This window comes from Bacillus sp. NMCN1 (genome assembly GCF_002998085.1).
In the GTDB taxonomy this organism is placed as follows: Bacteria; Bacillota; Bacilli; order Bacillales; family Bacillaceae; genus Bacillus.
Genome location: NZ_PVQL01000002.1, coordinates 81,220 through 101,294 on the forward strand (window position 1 = coordinate 81,220; position 20,075 = coordinate 101,294).

The 20,075-nt window shown below is 38.3% G+C and carries 19 protein-coding genes; 17 read left to right on the top strand and 2 right to left on the bottom strand.

All coding sequences use genetic code 11. From position 1 onward, the window contains the following. Positions 1 to 7 precede the first annotated feature (7 nt). The 14 genes from C6W21_RS10255 (at position 8) to C6W21_RS10320 (ending at position 14,091) form a co-directional block, all read left to right on the top strand. Entirely contained in the window at positions 8 to 565 is a 558-nt protein-coding gene (locus tag C6W21_RS10255) for an ECF-type riboflavin transporter substrate-binding protein (protein WP_012011871.1), read from the top strand. 19 nt (positions 566 to 584) lie between these two features. After that, positions 585 to 2,300 carry an ABC transporter ATP-binding protein gene (locus C6W21_RS10260; protein ID WP_106056239.1) on the top strand — a complete coding sequence of 572 codons (1,716 nt, stop codon included), beginning with the start codon at positions 585 to 587 and terminating at the stop codon, positions 2,298 to 2,300. Continuing rightward, entirely contained in the window at positions 2,291 to 3,121 is an 831-nt protein-coding gene (locus tag C6W21_RS10265) for an energy-coupling factor transporter transmembrane component T family protein (protein WP_106050280.1), read from the top strand. The genes C6W21_RS10260 and C6W21_RS10265 overlap by 10 nt, the downstream gene beginning before the upstream one ends. 161 nt (positions 3,122 to 3,282) lie before the next feature. Then, positions 3,283 to 3,453 (top strand): CxxH/CxxC protein, encoded by a 171-nt coding sequence (locus tag C6W21_RS10270; protein ID WP_106050281.1) that lies wholly within the window; start codon positions 3,283 to 3,285, stop codon positions 3,451 to 3,453. 80 nt (positions 3,454 to 3,533) lie between these two features. After that, positions 3,534 to 4,013 (top strand): 23S rRNA (pseudouridine(1915)-N(3))-methyltransferase RlmH, encoded by a 480-nt coding sequence (gene rlmH, locus C6W21_RS10275; RefSeq protein WP_106056240.1) that lies wholly within the window; start codon positions 3,534 to 3,536, stop codon positions 4,011 to 4,013. 495 nt (positions 4,014 to 4,508) lie between these two features. Next, entirely contained in the window at positions 4,509 to 5,453 is a 945-nt protein-coding gene (locus C6W21_RS10280) for a ParA family protein (protein ID WP_106056242.1), read from the top strand. Further along, complete coding sequence (locus C6W21_RS10285; protein ID WP_106056244.1) at positions 5,407 to 5,775, top strand: hypothetical protein; 369 nt, start codon at positions 5,407 to 5,409, stop codon at positions 5,773 to 5,775. The genes C6W21_RS10280 and C6W21_RS10285 overlap by 47 nt, the downstream gene beginning before the upstream one ends. Positions 5,776 to 5,778: 3 nt before the next feature. Beyond that, positions 5,779 to 6,465, top strand: a complete 687-nt coding sequence (locus C6W21_RS10290) for a hypothetical protein (protein WP_106056246.1) — start codon at positions 5,779 to 5,781, stop codon at positions 6,463 to 6,465. 662 nt (positions 6,466 to 7,127) lie between these two features. After that, positions 7,128 to 9,011, top strand: a complete 1,884-nt coding sequence (locus C6W21_RS10295; RefSeq protein WP_106056248.1) for a 3'-5' exonuclease — start codon at positions 7,128 to 7,130, stop codon at positions 9,009 to 9,011. Positions 9,012 to 9,208: 197 nt separating this feature from the next. Continuing rightward, the gene (locus tag C6W21_RS10300) at positions 9,209 to 11,035 is read left to right on the top strand and encodes a hypothetical protein (protein WP_106056250.1); all 1,827 of its coding nucleotides are present in this window, start codon (positions 9,209 to 9,211) and stop codon (positions 11,033 to 11,035) included. A gap of 70 nt (positions 11,036 to 11,105) precedes the next feature. Further along, positions 11,106 to 11,954 (top strand): MBL fold metallo-hydrolase, encoded by an 849-nt coding sequence (locus tag C6W21_RS10305; protein WP_106056252.1) that lies wholly within the window; start codon positions 11,106 to 11,108, stop codon positions 11,952 to 11,954. 223 nt (positions 11,955 to 12,177) lie between these two features. After that, positions 12,178 to 12,684 (top strand): LURP-one-related/scramblase family protein, encoded by a 507-nt coding sequence (locus C6W21_RS10310; protein WP_106056254.1) that lies wholly within the window; start codon positions 12,178 to 12,180, stop codon positions 12,682 to 12,684. An 18-nt stretch (positions 12,685 to 12,702) separates the two neighbouring features. Further along, positions 12,703 to 13,209, top strand: a complete 507-nt coding sequence (locus C6W21_RS10315; protein ID WP_106056256.1) for a hypothetical protein — start codon at positions 12,703 to 12,705, stop codon at positions 13,207 to 13,209. Positions 13,210 to 13,218: 9 nt separating this feature from the next. Next, on the top strand, positions 13,219 to 14,091 hold the full coding sequence (locus tag C6W21_RS10320) for a LysR family transcriptional regulator (RefSeq protein ID WP_223260983.1): 873 nt from the start codon (positions 13,219 to 13,221) through the stop codon (positions 14,089 to 14,091). A gap of 40 nt (positions 14,092 to 14,131) precedes the next feature. Here C6W21_RS10320 and C6W21_RS10325 read toward each other — a convergent pair whose 3' ends face one another. Then, entirely contained in the window at positions 14,132 to 15,028 is an 897-nt protein-coding gene (locus tag C6W21_RS10325; RefSeq protein WP_106056258.1) for a PhzF family phenazine biosynthesis protein, read from the bottom strand. A gap of 174 nt (positions 15,029 to 15,202) precedes the next feature. Here C6W21_RS10325 and C6W21_RS10330 point away from each other — a divergent pair, with 174 nt between their 5' ends. After that, a complete protein-coding gene (locus C6W21_RS10330) occupies positions 15,203 to 15,781 on the top strand; it encodes an Imm64 family immunity protein (protein WP_106050295.1) in 579 nt (192 codons plus the stop codon). Between the two features lie 60 nt (positions 15,782 to 15,841). Here the strand turns inward: C6W21_RS10330 and C6W21_RS10335 are convergent, their stop codons facing one another. After that, on the bottom strand, positions 15,842 to 16,552 hold the full coding sequence (locus C6W21_RS10335; protein WP_106050296.1) for a GntR family transcriptional regulator: 711 nt from the start codon (positions 16,550 to 16,552) through the stop codon (positions 15,842 to 15,844). A 155-nt stretch (positions 16,553 to 16,707) separates the two neighbouring features. On the opposite strand from C6W21_RS10335, the gene C6W21_RS10340 reads away from it, so the two are divergent. Both C6W21_RS10340 and bglA read left to right on the top strand, forming a co-directional pair. Further along, complete coding sequence (locus C6W21_RS10340; RefSeq protein WP_106050297.1) at positions 16,708 to 18,606, top strand: beta-glucoside-specific PTS transporter subunit IIABC; 1,899 nt, start codon at positions 16,708 to 16,710, stop codon at positions 18,604 to 18,606. A 9-nt stretch (positions 18,607 to 18,615) separates the two neighbouring features. Further along, the gene (bglA, locus tag C6W21_RS10345) at positions 18,616 to 20,055 is read left to right on the top strand and encodes a 6-phospho-beta-glucosidase BglA (protein ID WP_106050298.1); all 1,440 of its coding nucleotides are present in this window, start codon (positions 18,616 to 18,618) and stop codon (positions 20,053 to 20,055) included. The last annotated feature ends 20 nt before the right edge of the window (positions 20,056 to 20,075 follow it).

A 20,075-nucleotide genomic window follows, 5' to 3' on the forward strand; every position in this document is an offset into this window, starting at 1 on the left:
ATACACCATGGCAGGTAAACAACTTTCAACGAAAACTGTCGTTGCCATCGGAATTGGCGCAGCCGTCTTTGTCATTTTAGGACGCTTCGTCTCCATTCCAACTGGGATTCCGAATACACAAATTGAAACATCGTATGCATTTCTTGCATTAATGGCCGTACTATTTGGTCCTGTTGCAGGCGCACTGATTGGGTTTATTGGTCATCTCATTAAAGATGCCACCACATTCGGCCCTTGGTGGAGCTGGATTATCGTTTCAGGTGTTGTTGGTTTATTAATCGGCTTCATTTCGAACCGTTTAAAAGTAGAAGAGGGCGACTTTGGCTGGAAAAAAATCACGCTTTTCAACGCCGTACAAGCAGGTGCGCAGGCATTAGGCTGGTTTGTCATTGCTCCTGTACTCGACATTGTGATCTATGCAGAACCTGCGAACAAAGTATTTGTTCAAGGCATCGTGGCAGGGATCTCAAACATCATCACAGTCGGTGTACTAGGAACTATCATCATTGCGGCTTATGCGAAAACGAGAAGCAAAAGCGGCAGCCTATCGAAAGAAACATCATGAAGCAAGGTGGAACACATAAATGAAGAAACCGATGATTCAATTCGAGCATTTCGGATTCAAGTATCGCAGTCAGTCAGAACCGACATTGAAAGATATCAACCTGACCATCTATGAAGGAGAAAAAGTCCTCATCGCAGGCCCGTCTGGATCGGGAAAAAGCACACTAGCCCATTGTATCAATGGGCTAGTTCCTGCGTCTTATAAAGGCTCTATGGAAGGAAGTCTTCACATTGGCGGGAAAAATGCAGAGAAAGAGAACATTTTCTCCCTCTCACAGCTCGTTGGAACGGTACTGCAGGACCCTGATGGACAATTTATCGGGCTGACCGTTGGAGAAGACATCGCGTTTACACTTGAAAATGATCAAGTCACACGCGAAGAAATGAAAACACGTGTTGAAGAAGCGGCAAGACTAACAGAAGTAGATGACAAGCTGGCATCGTCCGTACATGAGCTGTCAGGCGGTCAAAAACAACGTGTTGCCATCGCAGGCGTGCTTGTCAACGATGTCGACATTTTGCTATTTGACGAACCACTTGCAAGTCTTGACCCCGCAACAGGCAAAGAAGTGATCGATCTCATTGATCGACTGCAAAAACAAACGAAAAAAACTGTCGTGATGGTCGAGCACCGATTAGAGGACGTCCTCTTCCGTCATGTGGACCGCATCATTGTCGTCAATGACGGAACGATAGCAGCGGACATGACACCAGATGAATTGCTCGCCTCAAATGTATTAGAAGCGGCATATTTACGTGAGCCTTTATATGTAAAAGCCATGAAATATGCAGGCATTCCGGTTGAAGCAGGAGATCAGATAGCTAATTTACAGCATCTTACCTTAAATGAAGAGGCAAAAGTGAAAATCGAGCAGTGGATGGAAGCGTCTGAGCCGTCAGTCGAGCAGATTGCAGCGCAGGATTTACTAGAAGTGCGTGAGCTGAGCTTTGACTATCCGACAAGACCAAACACGCTGAGCAACATCTCCTTTACCGTCAAAAAAGGAGAAATGATCAGCATCGCAGGAGCCAATGGCGCAGGTAAGACGACATTATCCAAGGTGCTCTGCGCATTTGAAAAGCCAACAAAAGGGACAATTCATCTAAATGGCGATGACATCACAGGAGATACGATCAAACAGCGCTCCGAACGAATCGGTGTCGTCATGCAAAACCCAAATCAAATGATTTCAAAACAAATGATCTTTGATGAAGTCGCACTTGGTCTCGTTTTAAGTGGCGTACAGGAAGAAGAAATAAAGGAACGGGTGGAGCGGGTCCTGAAAGTGTGCGGCTTATATCCATTTCGGAACTGGCCGATTTCAGCCCTCAGCTTCGGACAGAAAAAACGCGTCACCATTGCGTCTATTCTTGTATTAGAGCCAGAAATCATTATTTTAGATGAGCCAACCGCCGGACAGGATTTTAGACATTACACAGAGATGATGACGTTTTTAGAACAATTAAACAAACAAGGTGTCACGATCTTCATGATCACACATGATATGCATTTGATGCTCGAATACACAACAAGAACCATTGTCATTTCAGATGGAGAAAAAATCGCAGATGATACACCAGCCAAAGTGCTGACAGATCAGCTGCTTGTCCAAAAGGCGAGTTTAAAGGAAACGTCGCTGTATGAATTGGCGCTGAAAGCAGACTGGCCGAATCCAAATGGACTCGTGGATCGCTTCATTGAGGTTGACAGAAAGGAACGAATGACATGGCTGTAGACATGCTGTCCTATATCGATCGCCCGTCGCCAATTCATCGGCTGACCGGTGCAACCAAACTCATTTGCTTTATCCTCTGGTCATCCGCAGCGATGCTCACATATGATACAGGCATTTTAGTCTTTATGCTCGCCGCCAGTATCGTATTCTTTCAGCTATCGAACGTGCGATTTCGTGATATCTCCTTCGTGGTGATCGTCCTGGCAATTTTCCTAGTCATCAACAACATCGCCATTTACATCTTTGCGCCGCAGCAAGGTGTCGTCATCTACGGAGCAAAGCATGAGCTATTTCATATTGCAGGCTGGTACAATGTCACACTTGAACAGCTTTTCTATCAGTTGAATATTACACTCAAATATGTGACGGTCATGCCAGCAGCACTTTTATTTATCGTCACAACGAATCCAAGTGAATTTGCCTCATCGCTCAGCCGAATTGGGGTCAGCTACCGGATTTCCTATGCTGTCGCGATTGCTCTGCGCTATATTCCAGATATTCAGAGGGATTTTCGAACGATCGCAATTTCTCAGCAGGCAAGAGGAATTGATTTATCGAAGAATGAAAAGCTGGGGAAACGAATCAAAAATGCGCTGTCGATTGTCATGCCGCTGATTTTTTCCAGCCTGGAGCGGATTGAAACGATCAGCAATGCGATGGAGCTGCGCGGATTTGGAAAGCATAAAAAGCGCACATGGTTTACGGCGAAAGACTTTCAAAAAGCAGATTATGCCGCGTTAATATTTGTTGGTGTGGTGCTCATCGTGTCGCTTGTGATTACTTTTGTAAGAGGAACAAGATTTTATAATCCATTTCTATAGAAAGAAGCCTTCACAGGAGTGGAGGCTTTTTCGTTTTGTTTGTGGATAAAAGGTGTGGAAAATGGTAAAAGACTATTAACATGTGAATAAATCGGTTATATTGAACAATGAGCAAAACACTTGTGAATAACAAGACAACATATTGGAGGAATCAGAAACTTATGAACAAATCACTTTATGCTTGTGCAGAACATATAGAAACCGTACTAGACATGTACATAGATGATCACGAAATGCCACCTGAATTCAGAAAAATCGAACATACACACAGCTTATCCACAACCTGTGAATTGTGCGATGAACCTGCAATATATATAGTGGGGAACGAATGATCGGACACAAAATACACAAATTTTATCCACAATTGTTGATAACTTATATGAATAACTTGTTCTTAAGGTGGGGATGACCTGTGAATATATCAATTATCACAGTAGGAAAATTAAAAGAGAAATATTTAAAGCAAGGCATAGCCGAATACACAAAGCGATTACAAGCCTATGCGAAAATCGACATCATTGAGCTCGCAGACGAAAAAGCACCCGAACACCTCAGCGATCAAGACATGAAAATCATCAAAGACAAAGAAGGCGAACGCATCCTAAGCAAAATCAACCCAGACGCCCACGTCATCGCCCTCGCCATCGAAGGAAAAATGAAAAGTTCCGAAGAATTAGCCGATACAATAGATAAGCTGGCAACATACGGAAAAAGCAAGGTATGTTTCGTCATAGGCGGATCCCTCGGATTAAGCGATGCTGTCATGCAGCGCGCGAATGAGAAGTTATCGTTTTCGAGGATGACGTTTCCTCACCAGTTGATGAGGTTGGTGTTGGTTGAGCAGGTTTATCGGGCGTTTCGGATTGTGCGGGGGGAGCCTTATCATAAGTGAATGGGGTTTTTAAGGAAGAATAAAACTGGTGTGATCTATTTAATAAAGCAAGGAACAGTAAACTAATATTCTATACTTTTTTATAGAATTGCAATTGTAGGTGTAGAACCTTCCTAAGCAAATGACTGTTGAAGGTGGAGATGAGTATTATTGTTATTCAGAGAAACTTAATCATACTTTACCCGCTGTCATTTAATAGCGGCCGTTTAATTTAGCAGTATTTATTTGAGTAATTTGAAAGAGAAACTATAATGATATGTATTAAAGCAGTGCTTAAAGTAGCAAATAAACGAGAGTCAGGAAGCAAGTAATGAAAAGGTAAAGAAGAAGGTGAATGATTTATTAAAGGTAAGTGAGAATACAAAAAACTAGTAGTCTAGTAAAGAATATAAGATTGGAAGAGAAAAGGCTTACTAAAATGAAAAAATAAAAGAAATTTTGGCATATAATGTAGAAAAAAGTATAAGTATTTTAAATTTCTGGGAGGTTATTACTATGGACGTGAAAGGAAAGGTAATTTCTTTAATTAATATGAAAGGTGGTGTAGGTAAAACCACTCTTTGTAGAGAAATAGCACTGTATATATCTACATATTTTAAGAAAGAAGCAGAAGGAGGTACTGAAGTTCCAATTAGGGTTTTGTTAATTGATGTTGACCCACAAGCTAATTTAACACAATCATTGTTAGAAAAGTATTCAAAAGATACTAAGTTCTATACTGAAAATGAAGCCGGAGAAAAAGTTTTAGAATATAAATGTTCTGTGGATAATATCTTTAAAGAAGATATGGTTGGAGCAGATAGGAAGCGTGTTATTCTAAATTTAACAAAAAACTTGGATCTAATGCCAGGTGAGTTAGAAACAATTTTTATTCAAAGACAGAATAACCCTAGTACACCTAACAAGTTAATGGATTATATTTTAGAAGAAGATTTACGTGGAGAGTATGATTTTATATTTTTAGATTGTCCACCAACATATTCTGTTTATACGGAGATGTCATTCTATGCTAGTGACTATTATTTTGTACCAGCTGTACCGGATGCGTATTCTGTTTTAGGTGTAGACTTATTAGAAAAAGTAGTAAAAGATATAGTTAAAGCTCAGAGAAATGGAGTGTTTAAAGAAAGACAACCTAGAAACTTAGGTGTAATATGGACAGGAGTAAATCTAACTAGGAAACCAAGACAAGCAGATTATATAGAAGGTTTAAAAGATTCAGATATAGTTATGGAAAATAAAATACATATCTTTAAAAGTGTTTTTGGGGAATCAAATAAACTGGCGACAGCTCCTTTTGAAAAAAGTATTGTTGACAGGCAAGATAAAGCTTTAGATGATACTATCAATAATATTTGTAATGAATTGATGGATAGAATTGAGGAGATGAATAATGAAGATCCTGTGGAGAAGGATTCGATTACTGGAGTCAAACTCTGATATAGATCATGTTAAAATGGAATTTTATTCTGTTCTTATACCAGTGCTTCTATCTAAAGAAATCTTTCAATATAACAAAGATATTAAAGAACTGTTAGAGCTATTTAAATTTGAAAATACAATAGGAGAATATTTATTTTCTAATAGAACAGCGCTTGTAGCTAAAGTTATAAGAGAAATTGATAGAAATAAAATTGAAGACATTAATTTTAATATATCAATTTTTAAAGAATTTGTATTGAAAGTTATAGAAGAAAAACAATTGGTAGACTTTTCAGAAACTACTAAGTTCATAAATAAATATTCAAGAAATAGGGGATAATTTTTGCAAAACCAATTAAAGTTTAAGGCATATTTAGAATTTCTAGAAAAAAATCACCCGAACTATTTAGATAGGCTTCAAGATGAAGATAGAGAAAATCTTGAAACATTATTTTTATCAGTAAATGATGTTTTTGTTACGATTTCATTTTTTTTTGATAAACAGGGATATTTAACGAGTAATTTTATCAACTTATTAAAGGAGTACCGAGTATATTTAAGCAGAATATTACTCCTAATACCGTTAAATGATAAATATTTAATAGATGCACTTGCAAGGTTATTGATTGAAAAACTTTATAGAATAATTTATGGGAGTCATCATCCACATTTAGTCGAATCTTCAATCAGAAAACATGATCGCAAAAAAATGTCTGAACGTCTTGAAAAATTTGATGTAAAAGAAAAAGAAACATTAGATACGCTATACACTGATTATTCTAAGTTAATTCATCATACCTATAGCACTCAAAGTGATTTGTTGAATTTTACGCAACTCACTAAATTAGATACTGATTTAATTGAATATGTTATTAAAATTGTTGAGAATTTAAATTTGATATATATAAAAAATATCTTTGAAATAATAATTAAAGATAACAATTTAGATTTAGCATCGACCATAATACTTAAAGAAAACATACAAAATCATTTTAAAGATGTTCTAAAAGGAGAAGGCATAATCGTTTAATTTATAATTTATAAAGGAGAGTTATTCTCGAAGGTACTATTAGATAACAAAATAACTCTTGATTGATATGTGAAATTCTATTTTATTCAATCCTTTTTAAATAATTAAACATAATTTCGATAACAAAAGCCTCATTTTGATATATCACGGAGAGCCTTAAAATAAGTAGGCCAAACTCAAATCAAATTAATTGGGCAGTTAATAGAAATTAATTGTAAAAATTCTTAAAGGAGAAGAGCATAATTAAATCATTTGTTATTACTTATATCGTATTACCTTCATTATTAGGATTTGCTTTGGCGTTCACTGTAAAAATACTACCCTTAATATGGAGTATCTATACCCAAAAAGGACAAGCTTAGCGTTTAAAGATTTAGAGTAATTACATTTGTTTTAGGCTATGTAATGTATCTAGTGTATATTGTATATAAAGCGATTATTCACAAATTAAATAAAAATAAATACAGGTACAAAGCGAAATTTTAACAAAAAGCTCTTAAATTAATAATTTAAGAGCTTTTTTGAGTTTTCATCTATCTTTATAACAAACATCCTGACGACTATTGCTGAAATAATCCTATATAATGTAATATACAACGTTTAAAACACCCAAATTATTCCGATATATAATGTATAAGGATAATAGAGGGGTGTTAGTATAAATGGCAATTACATTACCAGAAAATATTAAAAGTACTGCTACTGCAGGGGAACGAATTCTATTTCGAACATTAAAGGAATATCTACCCGAGGATTATATTGTTCATTATGAGCCTAATATCAATGGGTTTAGACCAGACTTTGTGATAATCGGTCCTGATTTAGGAGTATTAGTTCTGGAAGTAAAAGATTACACTAAAAATACAATACAAGAGCTAAACGACAATACCTGGGGAATTTTAGATTCGTCTGGTGATTTACATAGAGTGAAGAGTCCTCTAGTTCAATCAAGAGAATATGCCTTTAAAATAAAAGATATGCTTGAGAAAGACATTGATTTAATCAATACAGAAGGGAAATATCAGTTTAAATTAAAGTTTCCTTATGGTTATGGTGTCGTCTTCACTCGACTTCATGAAGAACAACTTTTTAAAAATAAAGTATATGAGGTTATTGATCCACATTTTATTTTATCCCGTGATCAAATTGATCCGGATAATGATCATTTTGATCCTGAGATTTTAATAGAAAAATTGTTTGATATGTTTCATGTGCCTTTCAAGTTAAATACACCACTATCATCTGACGAATTAGAAAGGATTCGTTATCATCTATACAAAGAAATACGTGTTGGGGCAGATATTGAACCAGTTCCATACCAAGCCAAACTGTTATTATCTTTTCGAAACATCAAAACGATGGATCTGCATCAAGAAAACTTGGCTAAACAGATTGGTGATAAACATCGGTTAATTAGAGGAGTAGCAGGAAGTGGTAAAACCTTAATCTTAGCAACCCGAGCAAAAATGTTAGCAGAACAACATCCGAATTGGAAGATATTAATACTCTGTTACAATGTAGCTTTGAAACAAAATATTAAACAAATGATTCATTCTAAATTTACAGAACCAGATGATTTTCTGACATCCGACCATAGAAAAATACCAAATTTTAATAATATACAAATATTAAATTTTCATCACTGGATTAAAAAAGATCATGGGATTTCAGAACTTGAAATAGATGACTACATTGAAAAGATAGAAAATGATACTTTAACTCCTGTAAAGTATGATGCCATTTTAATTGATGAAGGACAAGACTTTGAAGGGAGCTGGCTGCATCTCATCAGTTTATGCTTAGATCAAGAGTCGCAATCTTTGCTATTAGTAGAAGATAGAGCGCAAAATATCTATAAAAAAAGTAGAAGTTATGTGAAAGATACGGGGCTTGATTTTAGAGGTAGATCTAGAATCTTAAATATAAATTATCGTAATACGTCACAAATTGTGACTTTTGCTTGGAAATTTTACGATAGCCATAGAGCTTTAGATCATAAATTAAAACAAGAACAGACAGACACAATCGAAATCATCCCTCCAAAAAAGACAAAACGTAAAGGACCAGAGGTAGATCTTTTAAGATGTAATACTTTTAAAGAAGAAATAGAGGAAATTACTAAACAAATAGTGGATCAACATTTTGAAAAGAACATACCTTATTCTGAAATGGCCATTTTATATCGTATAAAGGGATATAATAGTCATTATATATCAGCGATTCAATCGGCATTTCAAACAAAGAATATTCCTTACAATTGGATAACTGAAAATGGTGGAACAAAACACAAGTTCAATCCAGAGGAAGAGACAGTCAAAATTTGTTCCCTTGATAGTAGTAAAGGTCTTGACTTCCACTCAGTTTTTATTGTGAAAGCTGATCTAATGCCATTAAAGTATGAAGAGGATCAAGATAAAGAAGTGTCTTTAATGTATATAGGAATGACTCGTGCTAAAGAGTATCTATCAATATCCTATTCAGGCGTCTCTTTGTTTACTCAGTATTTTGAAAATGCAAAGAAAAAAGAGCCGACATTTAATAAATAATATTTTAAAAAGGTACGGGAATTTATTCATTTCCCATACCTTTTTTATGTAAAAAGATAAGAAGACTCTCTTTAATAAATATCGTAGTATAGACAAAGAAAACTTAGTTCAAAAAACAATTACAGCGAGAATTGGAAACGACCAGAAACATAGATTCATAATCACATTCTATCCATAATTACTTAAAGGAGACTTCCATGAGTTTTAAAGCTGACTTTAAACGTGAAATGCGTAACGTAGTAAAAGACGTAGAAAAAGAAATAAATAAAATGTGGAAAATTGATTATAAAGGGCATTCTGTAGAAATTATAAACCATATAAAAGAAGAGCAACTGATCATTGATGGTGTGACAGTTGATAAAAAACAACGGAAAAGTTTATTGTCTCATATAATTCCATATTCAAAATTGTCGGGGATATTGGAACTTCAAGATGGTACTAAACACAAGGTATCCGTTAAACTTGGCGGTTATTTACGATTTCGCTGTATTGTGAAGGTAGATCATGAAACGGTTTTAGATGATTCAATTAAGTTGGATTTTCTCCCGTGGGATCATAAAGAGAAAATCGTTCCCTTTATTCAACAACAAATTCAATCACATCATAAAATAGTAGATGATCGTTTACCCGATGAAGACTATTTATTTGACGAACATGAACCACGATTGGCTCCCGGTTTATCTGATTATTATGTAGATGAACGACCTGCCCCTTTTTATGTGAAGAAACTAATGAAGCTTTTTGAAAAACAACTAAATCATCCTACAAATGAAACAAGAAAGAAAACATATGAAAAAATCATTTCTGACAATATGGCGAGCCGCAGTAGTGAATTAATTGAACGATTTCAGCAAACACAATGGGATGAATCCCGTGTACAACAAGAAGCGTTATGGCTTCTTGAACATGCGGCACATCGGGAGGTTGTCAAATTTGCAGTCACGATACTTGGGTGTACGAACTGCGAAAAATACAAAGAGCTTTTATTCACAATAGGTATGCATGAAGAATTTACTTCTTATGTCGTGTTTGCATTGAAGAATGGCACAAGTCAAGGAAACGAACATGTTTGGCGTCTTGCAAAGTCCGTCGATGGATGGGGGAAAATTTCGGCTGTTGAGCAATTGGAAGCATCGACGCCAGAAATAAAACGATGGTTGCTAACAAAGGGCTGCGAAAATACAATCATGAATGAATACTTAGCCTATACTTGCGCTCTTAATGGTGATTTGGAAACAGCTTTATCAGAAGATAAAATTTCCAAAGAATTATATGATGGAGCGAGTCTCATCATTCAAGCATTATTAGAAGATGAGGTTTCTATCAACGGAATCGAAGAGTATCCAAATGCAAGCTCAGTTCTCTGCCGTTTTATTCACCATGCTCATAAGCACTGCCAAACAATTGAGGACTTTTATCCAATTTTGAAAATAAATGAGTTTTTAAATGATGATCAAGAGATTTGGGAAGACCGATTGAATGATTCATGGAAACAGGACGAATATGAGGCTGTCCAAGAAGCGGTTCAACCGTTTATCAATGATAGTAGATGGCCAAAGCTTGCAATCGATACGTTACAACAGGGTTTTAGCCCCCAAACACTTAAAATTGCTCTCTTTTATCGTTTAGATGTGATTGAACATCTATTTGCTTTACTTGAGAAAGATCCGGCAAATAGTGAAATTTACTTTGCTGTGATGGACACAAATCATCAAAAGCATATTAGAGAGCTTTGCACATTTGCAGAAACACATTTATCGTTATTAAACCTCTCCGATGATGAAGTGGCTTGTCTACAATATATTGTGCAAGATTTATATGAACACGAAGGTGTAGGATTGTCATTGATTCAAGCTGCACTTAGATCAGATGATGGAAATTTACAGTATCATGCTTTAAGTGTATTAAAAGAATGGTCTCCTTCGTATTCGCAGCAAGCGGCCACAAGGGAATTGATTGAACATATTTCCGTGAAGACGGATGATAAAGAAGATCGAAAGTTAGCCAAACACTTATTAAAATAAGATTTGATTTGCCAACTGCCAACGATTCAATGAAGATAAAATCTAAAAATATTAGAAAGCGGGCGTCACCATGCACACAATCAAAAAAATAGGCCAAACCTTCACCTACATCACACCAGTATCACGAACCGACCGCCCCATCCTAGGCATGGTCATAGGCAATAACAAAACATTAATGATCGATGCAGGCAATTCAGAAGATCATGCCAAATACTTTATCAAAGAAACCTTAAAACACGAGAACGCCAAGGCCGATATGGTTGTGCTCACGCATTGGCATTGGGATCATATTTTTGGTCTGCCGGCACTTCCTGATACGGTTTCAATTGCTTCTGCAAAGACCAGAAAGGAAATGGAGAAGCTTCTCCCGTTTTCGTGGTCAGATGAGTCAATTGATGAGCGGGTGAGGGAAGGAACGGAGATTGAGTTCTGCGCGAAGGCCATCAAGGAAGAATATCAGGATTATCGAGATATTCAGGTGGTTTTACCGGATATGACGTTTGACCGTCGGATAGAGATTGATCTTGGCGGGGTTACTTGTGTCGTGCAGCATGTTGGAGGCGATCATGCCGCGGATTCAGTCATCGTGTATGTGAAAGAAGAGAAAATCCTTTTTCTTGGTGATTGCATTTATCCGAAAATGTATGCTGAAAAAGTACATTATACGTTGAAAGAAATCTTGCGTCTTTTAGATGAGTTAGATGCTTTTGATGCCGATACGTATATTCCATCGCACCAAAGACCGTGGACAAAAGAGGAGTTTCGTCAGGAAACAGATAAGCTTAGGATGATTGCGAAATACACTGATCTTTGTGGTGGAGATAAGCAGAAAATCACGATAGAATATCAAAATTACGTGAACAGAGAACTGAAAGAAGATGAATTAGAAACCATTGCTTACTTTGTAAATGGTTATTAAATAATTGCTGAAACTAAACAAAAAAGTCTCATTTGATTGATTTCCCTCAAACGAGACTTTTTTATTTTCTATGGCAAACCTACAACAACAGACATGTTTTTGATATTAACAATAATGACACAGTAACCGTAAGCCACTTGATTGAGTTTTTTTGTACATTCTAATCTTTGGTATAATTAGATGTAAGAAAAGCCTGATAAATTGAATTTAATTGGAGGTACATATGAAGCAACTATACATGAAGCAGAAAGTATTTAGTCTGAGCAACAGGTTTACGGTAAAGGATCAGCAGGAGAACGATGTGTATGTGGTCGAGGGCAGCTTTATGAAGGTGCCGAAGACGTTTACCATTCTGACTACAGACCGAGAAGAAATCGCTGTGATTACGAAGAAAATGTTTAGCTTTTTACCGAAGTTTTTAGTAGAAGTAGGTGGTCAAGAGGTATTGACGATCAAAAAAGAGTTTACGTTCTTTAAAGCAAAATATTCAATTGATGCTGCTGGTGTAGAAGTACAAGGCAACTGGTGGGATATGAATTTCCAAGTGCTGCAGAACGGCGAAGTGATCGGTCAGGTGAAGAAGGAATGGTTTACTTGGGGTGATAGTTATAAGGTCGATATTTTGAAAGAAGAGATGGAGCCTATGATGATTGCGCTCGTTGTTGCGATTGATTGTGTGAAGGCTGATGAAGTAGCGTCTAGGTCTTCGTCGTCGACAACGACGAATTAATTTGGAGGGCTTAAAAAATTGACCAATCTCACCCGCATCATAAGATTGAGAGATGCAGAATTATGGGAGTATGAATTTCTCGATAAAAAAGAAATCATTATTTATTTCTCCATTACCGATTTAAATAGAAAAGCAACGATTCACGATAATCCGCTAGCTCCCCAAGAAGAATTGGATGAGAGAGATAATTACATTTCAATTGATGCTCATAGTAATGTCGATCTCAAAAAAACGCTTGAAGAAGATACCTTTGATGATTTTATCACCACGATCTCTTCTTTAGTAGAGCATATGCACGATTTTCACAATGCTCATGTTTTTACTAAGATGCATGTTCATGAAAAAATAGACTTAACAGATTTCCAGTTAGAGAAAGATGAAGATTTGCATGGTGATGAAAAAGAACAGGTCTATACATTTCAACGTTTATGGATTCAGCAGACATGCTTTCAATTGATAGAACACCATTTAAATCGAAAAATCAAAGAAATGTCTAACAGTAGATTTTGCCAAGATCTAATATGAGCTTGTGAGGTGACCAAACTGATCACATTCCAATACAAAGTATTTCTAACAGTCGTCGAATGCGGCAGTTTTACAAAAGCCGGGGAGAAGCTAGGACTAACGCAGTCTGGGGTGAGTCATAATATTGCGAAGCTTGAGTCGGAACTCGGGATTGTGCTGCTTCGGCGGAATCGAAACGGGCTGTCGTTAACGGACTCAGGTGAGCGGGTGATGCCGCACATTCGGCAAATCATGCATCATGCGTCATTGCTTGAGCAGGAGGCGGCATTGATTCAAGGGGTGGAAGTGGGGAGTATCAAGGTCGGAACATTCTCTAGTTTTTCTTCAAAAATGCTTCCGCAACTGATTCACCACTTTACAAAAAGGTACCCCAATATCCAATTAGAGTTATATGAAGGCGGTTATGAAGAGATTGAGGAATGGATTGCGTCTGGCGCGGTTGATGTAGGTTTTTTAACGCAACCATCGAGAGAATTCGAAACGGTTCCGTTATTTCAAGATGAATTGGTGGTGCTCATGCAAGAGGATCATCGCTTCAATACGAAGAAAGTGATTGAAGCTGACTCGTTACATGATGAATCGTTTATCATGCCGAAAGCGGGCTGTGACACATTCATCAAGAAATTATTAAAAGAAAGAGGCGTGAAGCCTCATGTTTTGTTTGAAATTGGAGACAACAATACGCTCATTTCTATGGTTCAAGAAGGGCTCGGAATGACCATCATTCCGACATTAATTTTGCCGCCGCAGATGTCTCATACGAAAGTCATTCCACTTGAGACGAGCGTCTATCGTGAAATCAACTTGGCGTTCAAATCATTCAAAGCAGCATCGCCATCGGCCAAAAGATGGATCGAAGCGGTCAAAGATCATTTCAAGTAAAATCAGCTTGAACGAGATGTCTCCCATTCAAGCTGATGGTTTATAAAGTCAACACGCCGCGAATAGTGATAACCGCTGCGCCCGCCACTTTGATCACAGGCTTTGATTCATTCGGAATGACCGTGATTCGAAGCATGCCAGGTCTGCCGATGGCATCCCCTTGGACAATGTTCAGGTGAGTGGTTTCTTGCTGAGAAATGATACCCTCCAAATAAAGATATCCAGCCAATGCTCCGTTTGCTGCACCCGTCACCGGATCTTCGGGTATCCCAATCCCAGGTGCAAAATCCCTCGTATAAAGATCGCATTCTTTTGAGGTGTGAAACGTATATAGATGAGTCGTTGTGATATCATGCTTTTTATTCATTCTAGCTAAAGCCATTAAGTTCGGTGCCGCTTGATCGATGTCCTGCTGGTGCTTCATCGGAACGAGAAGGTGCCAATTTCCGGTGTTTGCTAATTTGATAGGATAGGATGGATCAATTCGGTCACTGCTGACACCAAGCATGTCACTAAGCTCTTCTAAATCGATAACAAAATCTCGCGTTTTCGGGGTCACCTGCGTCATTTCCACATCAACGACTTTGCCATTTTCTTCGTGCCATACAACAGGGACATTGCCAATCTTTGTTTCTAACACAACCCCTGTTTTCTCTTTTGCCAGCCCTAGCTCCGTCGCTAAAAGCCAAGTCAATCCAATAGTCGCATGCCCGCAGAAATTGACCTCCTCCGTCGGTGTGAAGTATTTGACCCGATAATCGGCATCCTCATTATGGGCAGGAAGCAAGAAGACAGATTCGGGTAAATTCAACTCCTTGGCGATGTTCTGCATGTCATCTTCCGTTAAAAGTTCACCATCCAACACAACCCCAGCAGCATTTCCTCCAAATTTCTCAGTTGTAAATGCATCGACATGAAACACTCTAATATTTCTCATATGATGAATCCTCCTATACACTCTTGTTATGTATAATCATAAGTTTGATTAATGCATTCGTAAAATGAATCTTTTTGATACTTTAAATCGGAAATGTTTATGTAAGAGAGTGAGTTTTCTCAGAATAAAGGTTTGAGTAAAGTATAATTAAAGAAAAAATAAAGTGAGGGATGCATGATAGCTATAGGTGGATACATCAATATCGGCTTCGTTGTTTATGAGGCTATTCATATACCAAATACTTTTCGCCAATTGACTAATTATCTAGCCCAAAAAGATATATCTATTACAAAAGTAAAGTTTAGTCAGGACCCTGACGGCGATATATGGATTGAACACAGTGTAAAAGAGAGTATCATCAAAGACGATGACTTTTCAGGTTATTATATGGAGTTTGAATTGTCGGGCTTAAGTTCAAAGCTAAAAGATATGACGATCAACATACAAAAAGAAGCAGATCATGTAGGATTCGTTATCTGTTTAAAGTGGGCAGAGGTTGTTTCTCACGGTGTAGTTCATCTTCAACAGGAGATCATACGATGTCTTGTGGATCTTTATCATACGCTTCCATTTGAATATGCATTCATTGGACATGAAATTGAAGTCGAGATTCATCCCGATGAGTTTGAAAAGTGTCTACAAGAACATCATGCCTTTCCAGTTGGTTTCATTGGCAAAGGAGATCATATAGACATTTATTATGGTGATGTGGCGATTGACGGGCTTTCTTCTCAAGAAAGAAGGAATGTTTAATGGTTGAAAGGTAAATTGTAAGAAAGCCTCCTGATTGTCTCAGGAGGCTTTTTCCATCCATCACCCATAATAATTATTCGCTTGAATAAAAAACTGGGACTGCATGTAGTTATACGTGATTTTTGAAAAGTCGAAGGGCTGGCCGTTTGTGAGATGAAAGACGGTTTCGACGCGGAGAGCGGGATCGTCTTGTTTAAGGCCGAGGTGCGTTGCTTCGGTTTCATTCAGTTTTCCTACTTGTAAGTACATATCGGAAAAGCCGACTTTGAGTCCAAGGCCTTCACTGATGAATTTAAAAACAGAATCGGCGGCAATTTCTGTGTTGAGATAGGGAATGATGGTTTTTCGATAATAGGATTCTTCTAAACATAAGGTTTCTCCGTTGATGTAACGAATACGTTTGAGGTAAAAAACATCCTCTTCTTGTTCAATGTTCAAATTAAGTGCAGCTTCTTCGGACGGCTTGATGGTGTCTAGCATTAAAACCTCTGATGTCAGTTGAAATTCCTCTAAATCTTTTTTAAACCCTTGGTTGGATAAAAGACTGATGTAGCCCTTGCGCCTGTGTCTTCGAACAAAGATGCCGCTGCCCCTCACTTGATAGATAATGCCTTTTCTTTCGAGTAAGTCTAATGATTTGATAATTGTACTTTTGCTCACAGCAAATTGGCTCATGAGTGTTTCCAGTACAGGGAGTTTGTCCCCTTGCTGCAGCTCATGGGTGACAATATATTTTTCAATATCGCTCGCAATTTGTTGATACTTTAACATAGCCATTCCTCTTTGTTTTCACGATTTATTGTCTTTGATTATAGCACATACCGATTTTTCTTTGATATATTAATTAAAATTATATATGTATTGATTAATTGTACCGGTATAATTATAATGTACATATACTAGTAGTGATAAAGGGGGGATTTTATATGTCAAAAGTGAGGGATTATCAAAAGCTTGCAGAAGACATCTTAGAGGCAGTTGGTGGAGAAGAAAATGTGGTGAGTGCCGCAAGATGCGCCACGCGGCTGCGTTTGGTACTGAAACGTTCGAATCCAAAGGCCAAGGAAGCAGTCAATGCGATGCCTGGCGTCATTACCGTGGTGGAAAACGGCGGTCAATTTCAGGTCGTCATCGGCCAGCATGTTGGTGAGGTATACGAGCATTTTTCAAGCCTTGTTCAGCTCCAAACGTCGGATGATGACCAGCTTAATGAAAACAAAGGAACGGTACTGAACCGTGTCATTGCGACCATGTCCGCTGTGTTTGCGCCTTTTGTGTATATTTTGGCCGCTGCTGGTATTTTGCAAGGTGCACTTATCCTCATTAATCTGTTATTTCCAAGCTTTTCGAAAACGGGAACGTATGAAGTCTTTAGCTTTATTTCCTGGGCGCCGTTTACGTTCTTACCAATCTTTATTGCCATCACAGCAGCCAAGCATTTTAAAACGAATATGTATATCGCAGTAGCGTGTACAGCAGCGCTTGTTAGTCCGGCTTGGACGGAAATTGCTGGACGTGTGGCTTCAGGTGAAGGCGTTACCTTTTTAGGCATTGCTTTATCTGAAACTGTTTATACGTCATCTGTTTTGCCTCCGCTGTTCTTGGTATGGATTCTTTCATATGTAGAGAGATTTTTAAATAAACGGATTCACGAGGTTGTCAAACCGCTATTTGTGCCATTTCTCTGTATGGTCGTCATGGTTCCGTTAACCATTCTATTAATTGGTCCACTTTCAACAGCAGGTGCAAATGGGATTGCAAACGGATACAATATCTTGGCAGAAAATGTACCGGCATTAGCAGGCGCCATTATCGGTGGATTCTGGCAAGTACTTGTCATATTCGGCGTTCACTGGGGCATTACGCCAATGGTGCTTGCCAACTTTGAACAATATGGACGTGACTCTTTCCAGGCATATCAAACCATCGCTGTTATCGCTCAGGTCGGCGCAGTGTTAGGAGTTATTTTAAAAGCAAGAAATCGCGAAACACGGAAAGTCGGAGTGTCTGCTGGAATCACGGGACTCTTCGGGATTACGGAGCCTGCGATTTACGGTGTTACCTTACGTTTTAAAAAGCCGTTTATTTTCGGATGTATTTCTGGAGCAGCCGGTGCCATCGTTGCTAGCTTCTTCACACCTTATTACTTTGCATATGCAGGCTTGCCTGGTCCGCTGACAATTGTGAACGGAATTAGTGCAGATTATCCAACATCGATCATCGGTATTTTAATTGGTGTCGCAATTGCGCTGATCTTACCAGTTGTCCTCATTCAAATGTTTGGTTATGGGGAAGATACAGTAGAACAGACAGCCGGTGCAACACCTGTCAAAGATCAAGATGGAGAAAAAATGAATGCTTCGATGAACAATGAGGAAACAATCACTGCACCACTTGCAGGAAAAGTGCTCACATTATCTGAAGTACCGGATGCCGTATTTAGCTCTGGGGCGATGGGCAAAGGGTTTGCCATTAAACCGACAGACGATAAACTATATGCACCGTTTGACGGAAGTGTCGTCATGCTTGCACCAACAAAGCATGCCATTGGGCTGCGGTCTGAATTTGGTGTAGAGTTACTTGTTCATGTAGGAATTGATACGGTTTCCCTAGATGGCTCAGCATTTTCACTCAAGATCAAAGAAGGTGACAAGGTGAAGAAGGGTGACTTGTTGATGACATTTGATCAAGAAGCCATTGAAAGCAAAGGATTAAAAACAGTCACACCAGTCATCATCACCAATACACAAGCGTACGAAGATGTGATAGTAGAAGAACAATCGACATGTCAGCCAACTGACGTCATGATAACAATTGTGAAATAGGAGGAATAAATAATGACTTTACCAAAAGATTTTCTGTGGGGCGGAGCATTAGCCGCTCATCAATTCGAAGGTGGATGGAATGAAGGAGGAAAAGGCCCAAGTGTTGTGGATGTAATGACAGCAGGTGCTCACGGAGTACCGAGACAAATTACTGAGACGATAGAAGCCAGCAAATTTTATCCGAACCATGAAGCAATCGATTTCTACCATCGTTACAAGGAAGATATCGCGATGTTTGCCGAAATGGGTTTAAAATGCCTGCGTACATCCATCGGCTGGAGTCGGATTTTCCCTAAGGGGGATGAAGCAGAACCGAATGAAGCAGGCTTACAATTCTATGATGATGTATTTGATGAACTGCTCAAGCATGGCATCGAGCCTGTGATTACGCTGTCTCACTTTGAGATGCCGCTTCATTTGGCAAGAGAATACGGCGGGTTCCGAAGCCGAAAAGTCGCTGAATATTTCACGAAATTCGCAGAAGTGTGCTTCAATCGATACAAGGACAAAGTCACATACTGGATGACATTTAATGAAATCAATAACAAAATGGATGTCAACAATCCACTGTTCCTTTGGACAAACTCAGGGGTATCAGTCAAAGAAGGTGAAAATGCCAAAGAAATCATGTATCAAGCAGGACATCATGAATTACTTGCAAGTGCATGGGCAGTAGCAAAAGGAAAAGAAATCAATCCTGCTTTTCAAATTGGAGCAATGGTTTCTCACGTACCAATCTATCCATATTCCTCAAATCCAGAGGATGTCATGCTTGCTGAAGAATATATGAGACAACGCTATTTCTTCCCAGATGTACAAGTTCGGGGCTACTATCCAAGCTATGCACTTAAAGAATTCGAACGCGAAGGCTATCATATTCCGTTTGAAGAAGGCGATGAAGAAAGCTTAAGAAAAGGGAAAGTAGATTATCTTGGCTTTAGCTACTACATGTCGACAACAGTTAAAAGTGATGCAGTGTCTGATCACAACGGAGACATTGTCAACGGAGCCCTGCCGCATGGTGTAGACAATCCTTATATCAAATCAAGCGACTGGGGCTGGTCCATTGACCCGACAGGCTTAAGATATACGTTGAATCGTTTTTACGATCGCTATCAAATCCCGCTATTCATCGTTGAAAATGGGTTTGGTGCAATAGATCAAGTGGAAGAAGACGGTTCTATTCACGATCCAGAACGAATTCAATATCTCGCTTCTCATATCGAAGCACTGAAAAAAGCCATTGAATACGACGGTGTTGACCTTATTGGCTACACACCTTGGGGCATCATTGATATCGTGTCATTCACAACAGGTGAAATGAAAAAACGCTACGGCATGATCTACGTTGACCGTGATAACGAAGGCAAAGGCTCAATGAAGAGACTCAAAAAAGATTCGTTTACTTGGTATCAAAACGTCATCGCCACGAACGGTGAAGAAGTGTAATAAAGGGAAAAATAGAAGCC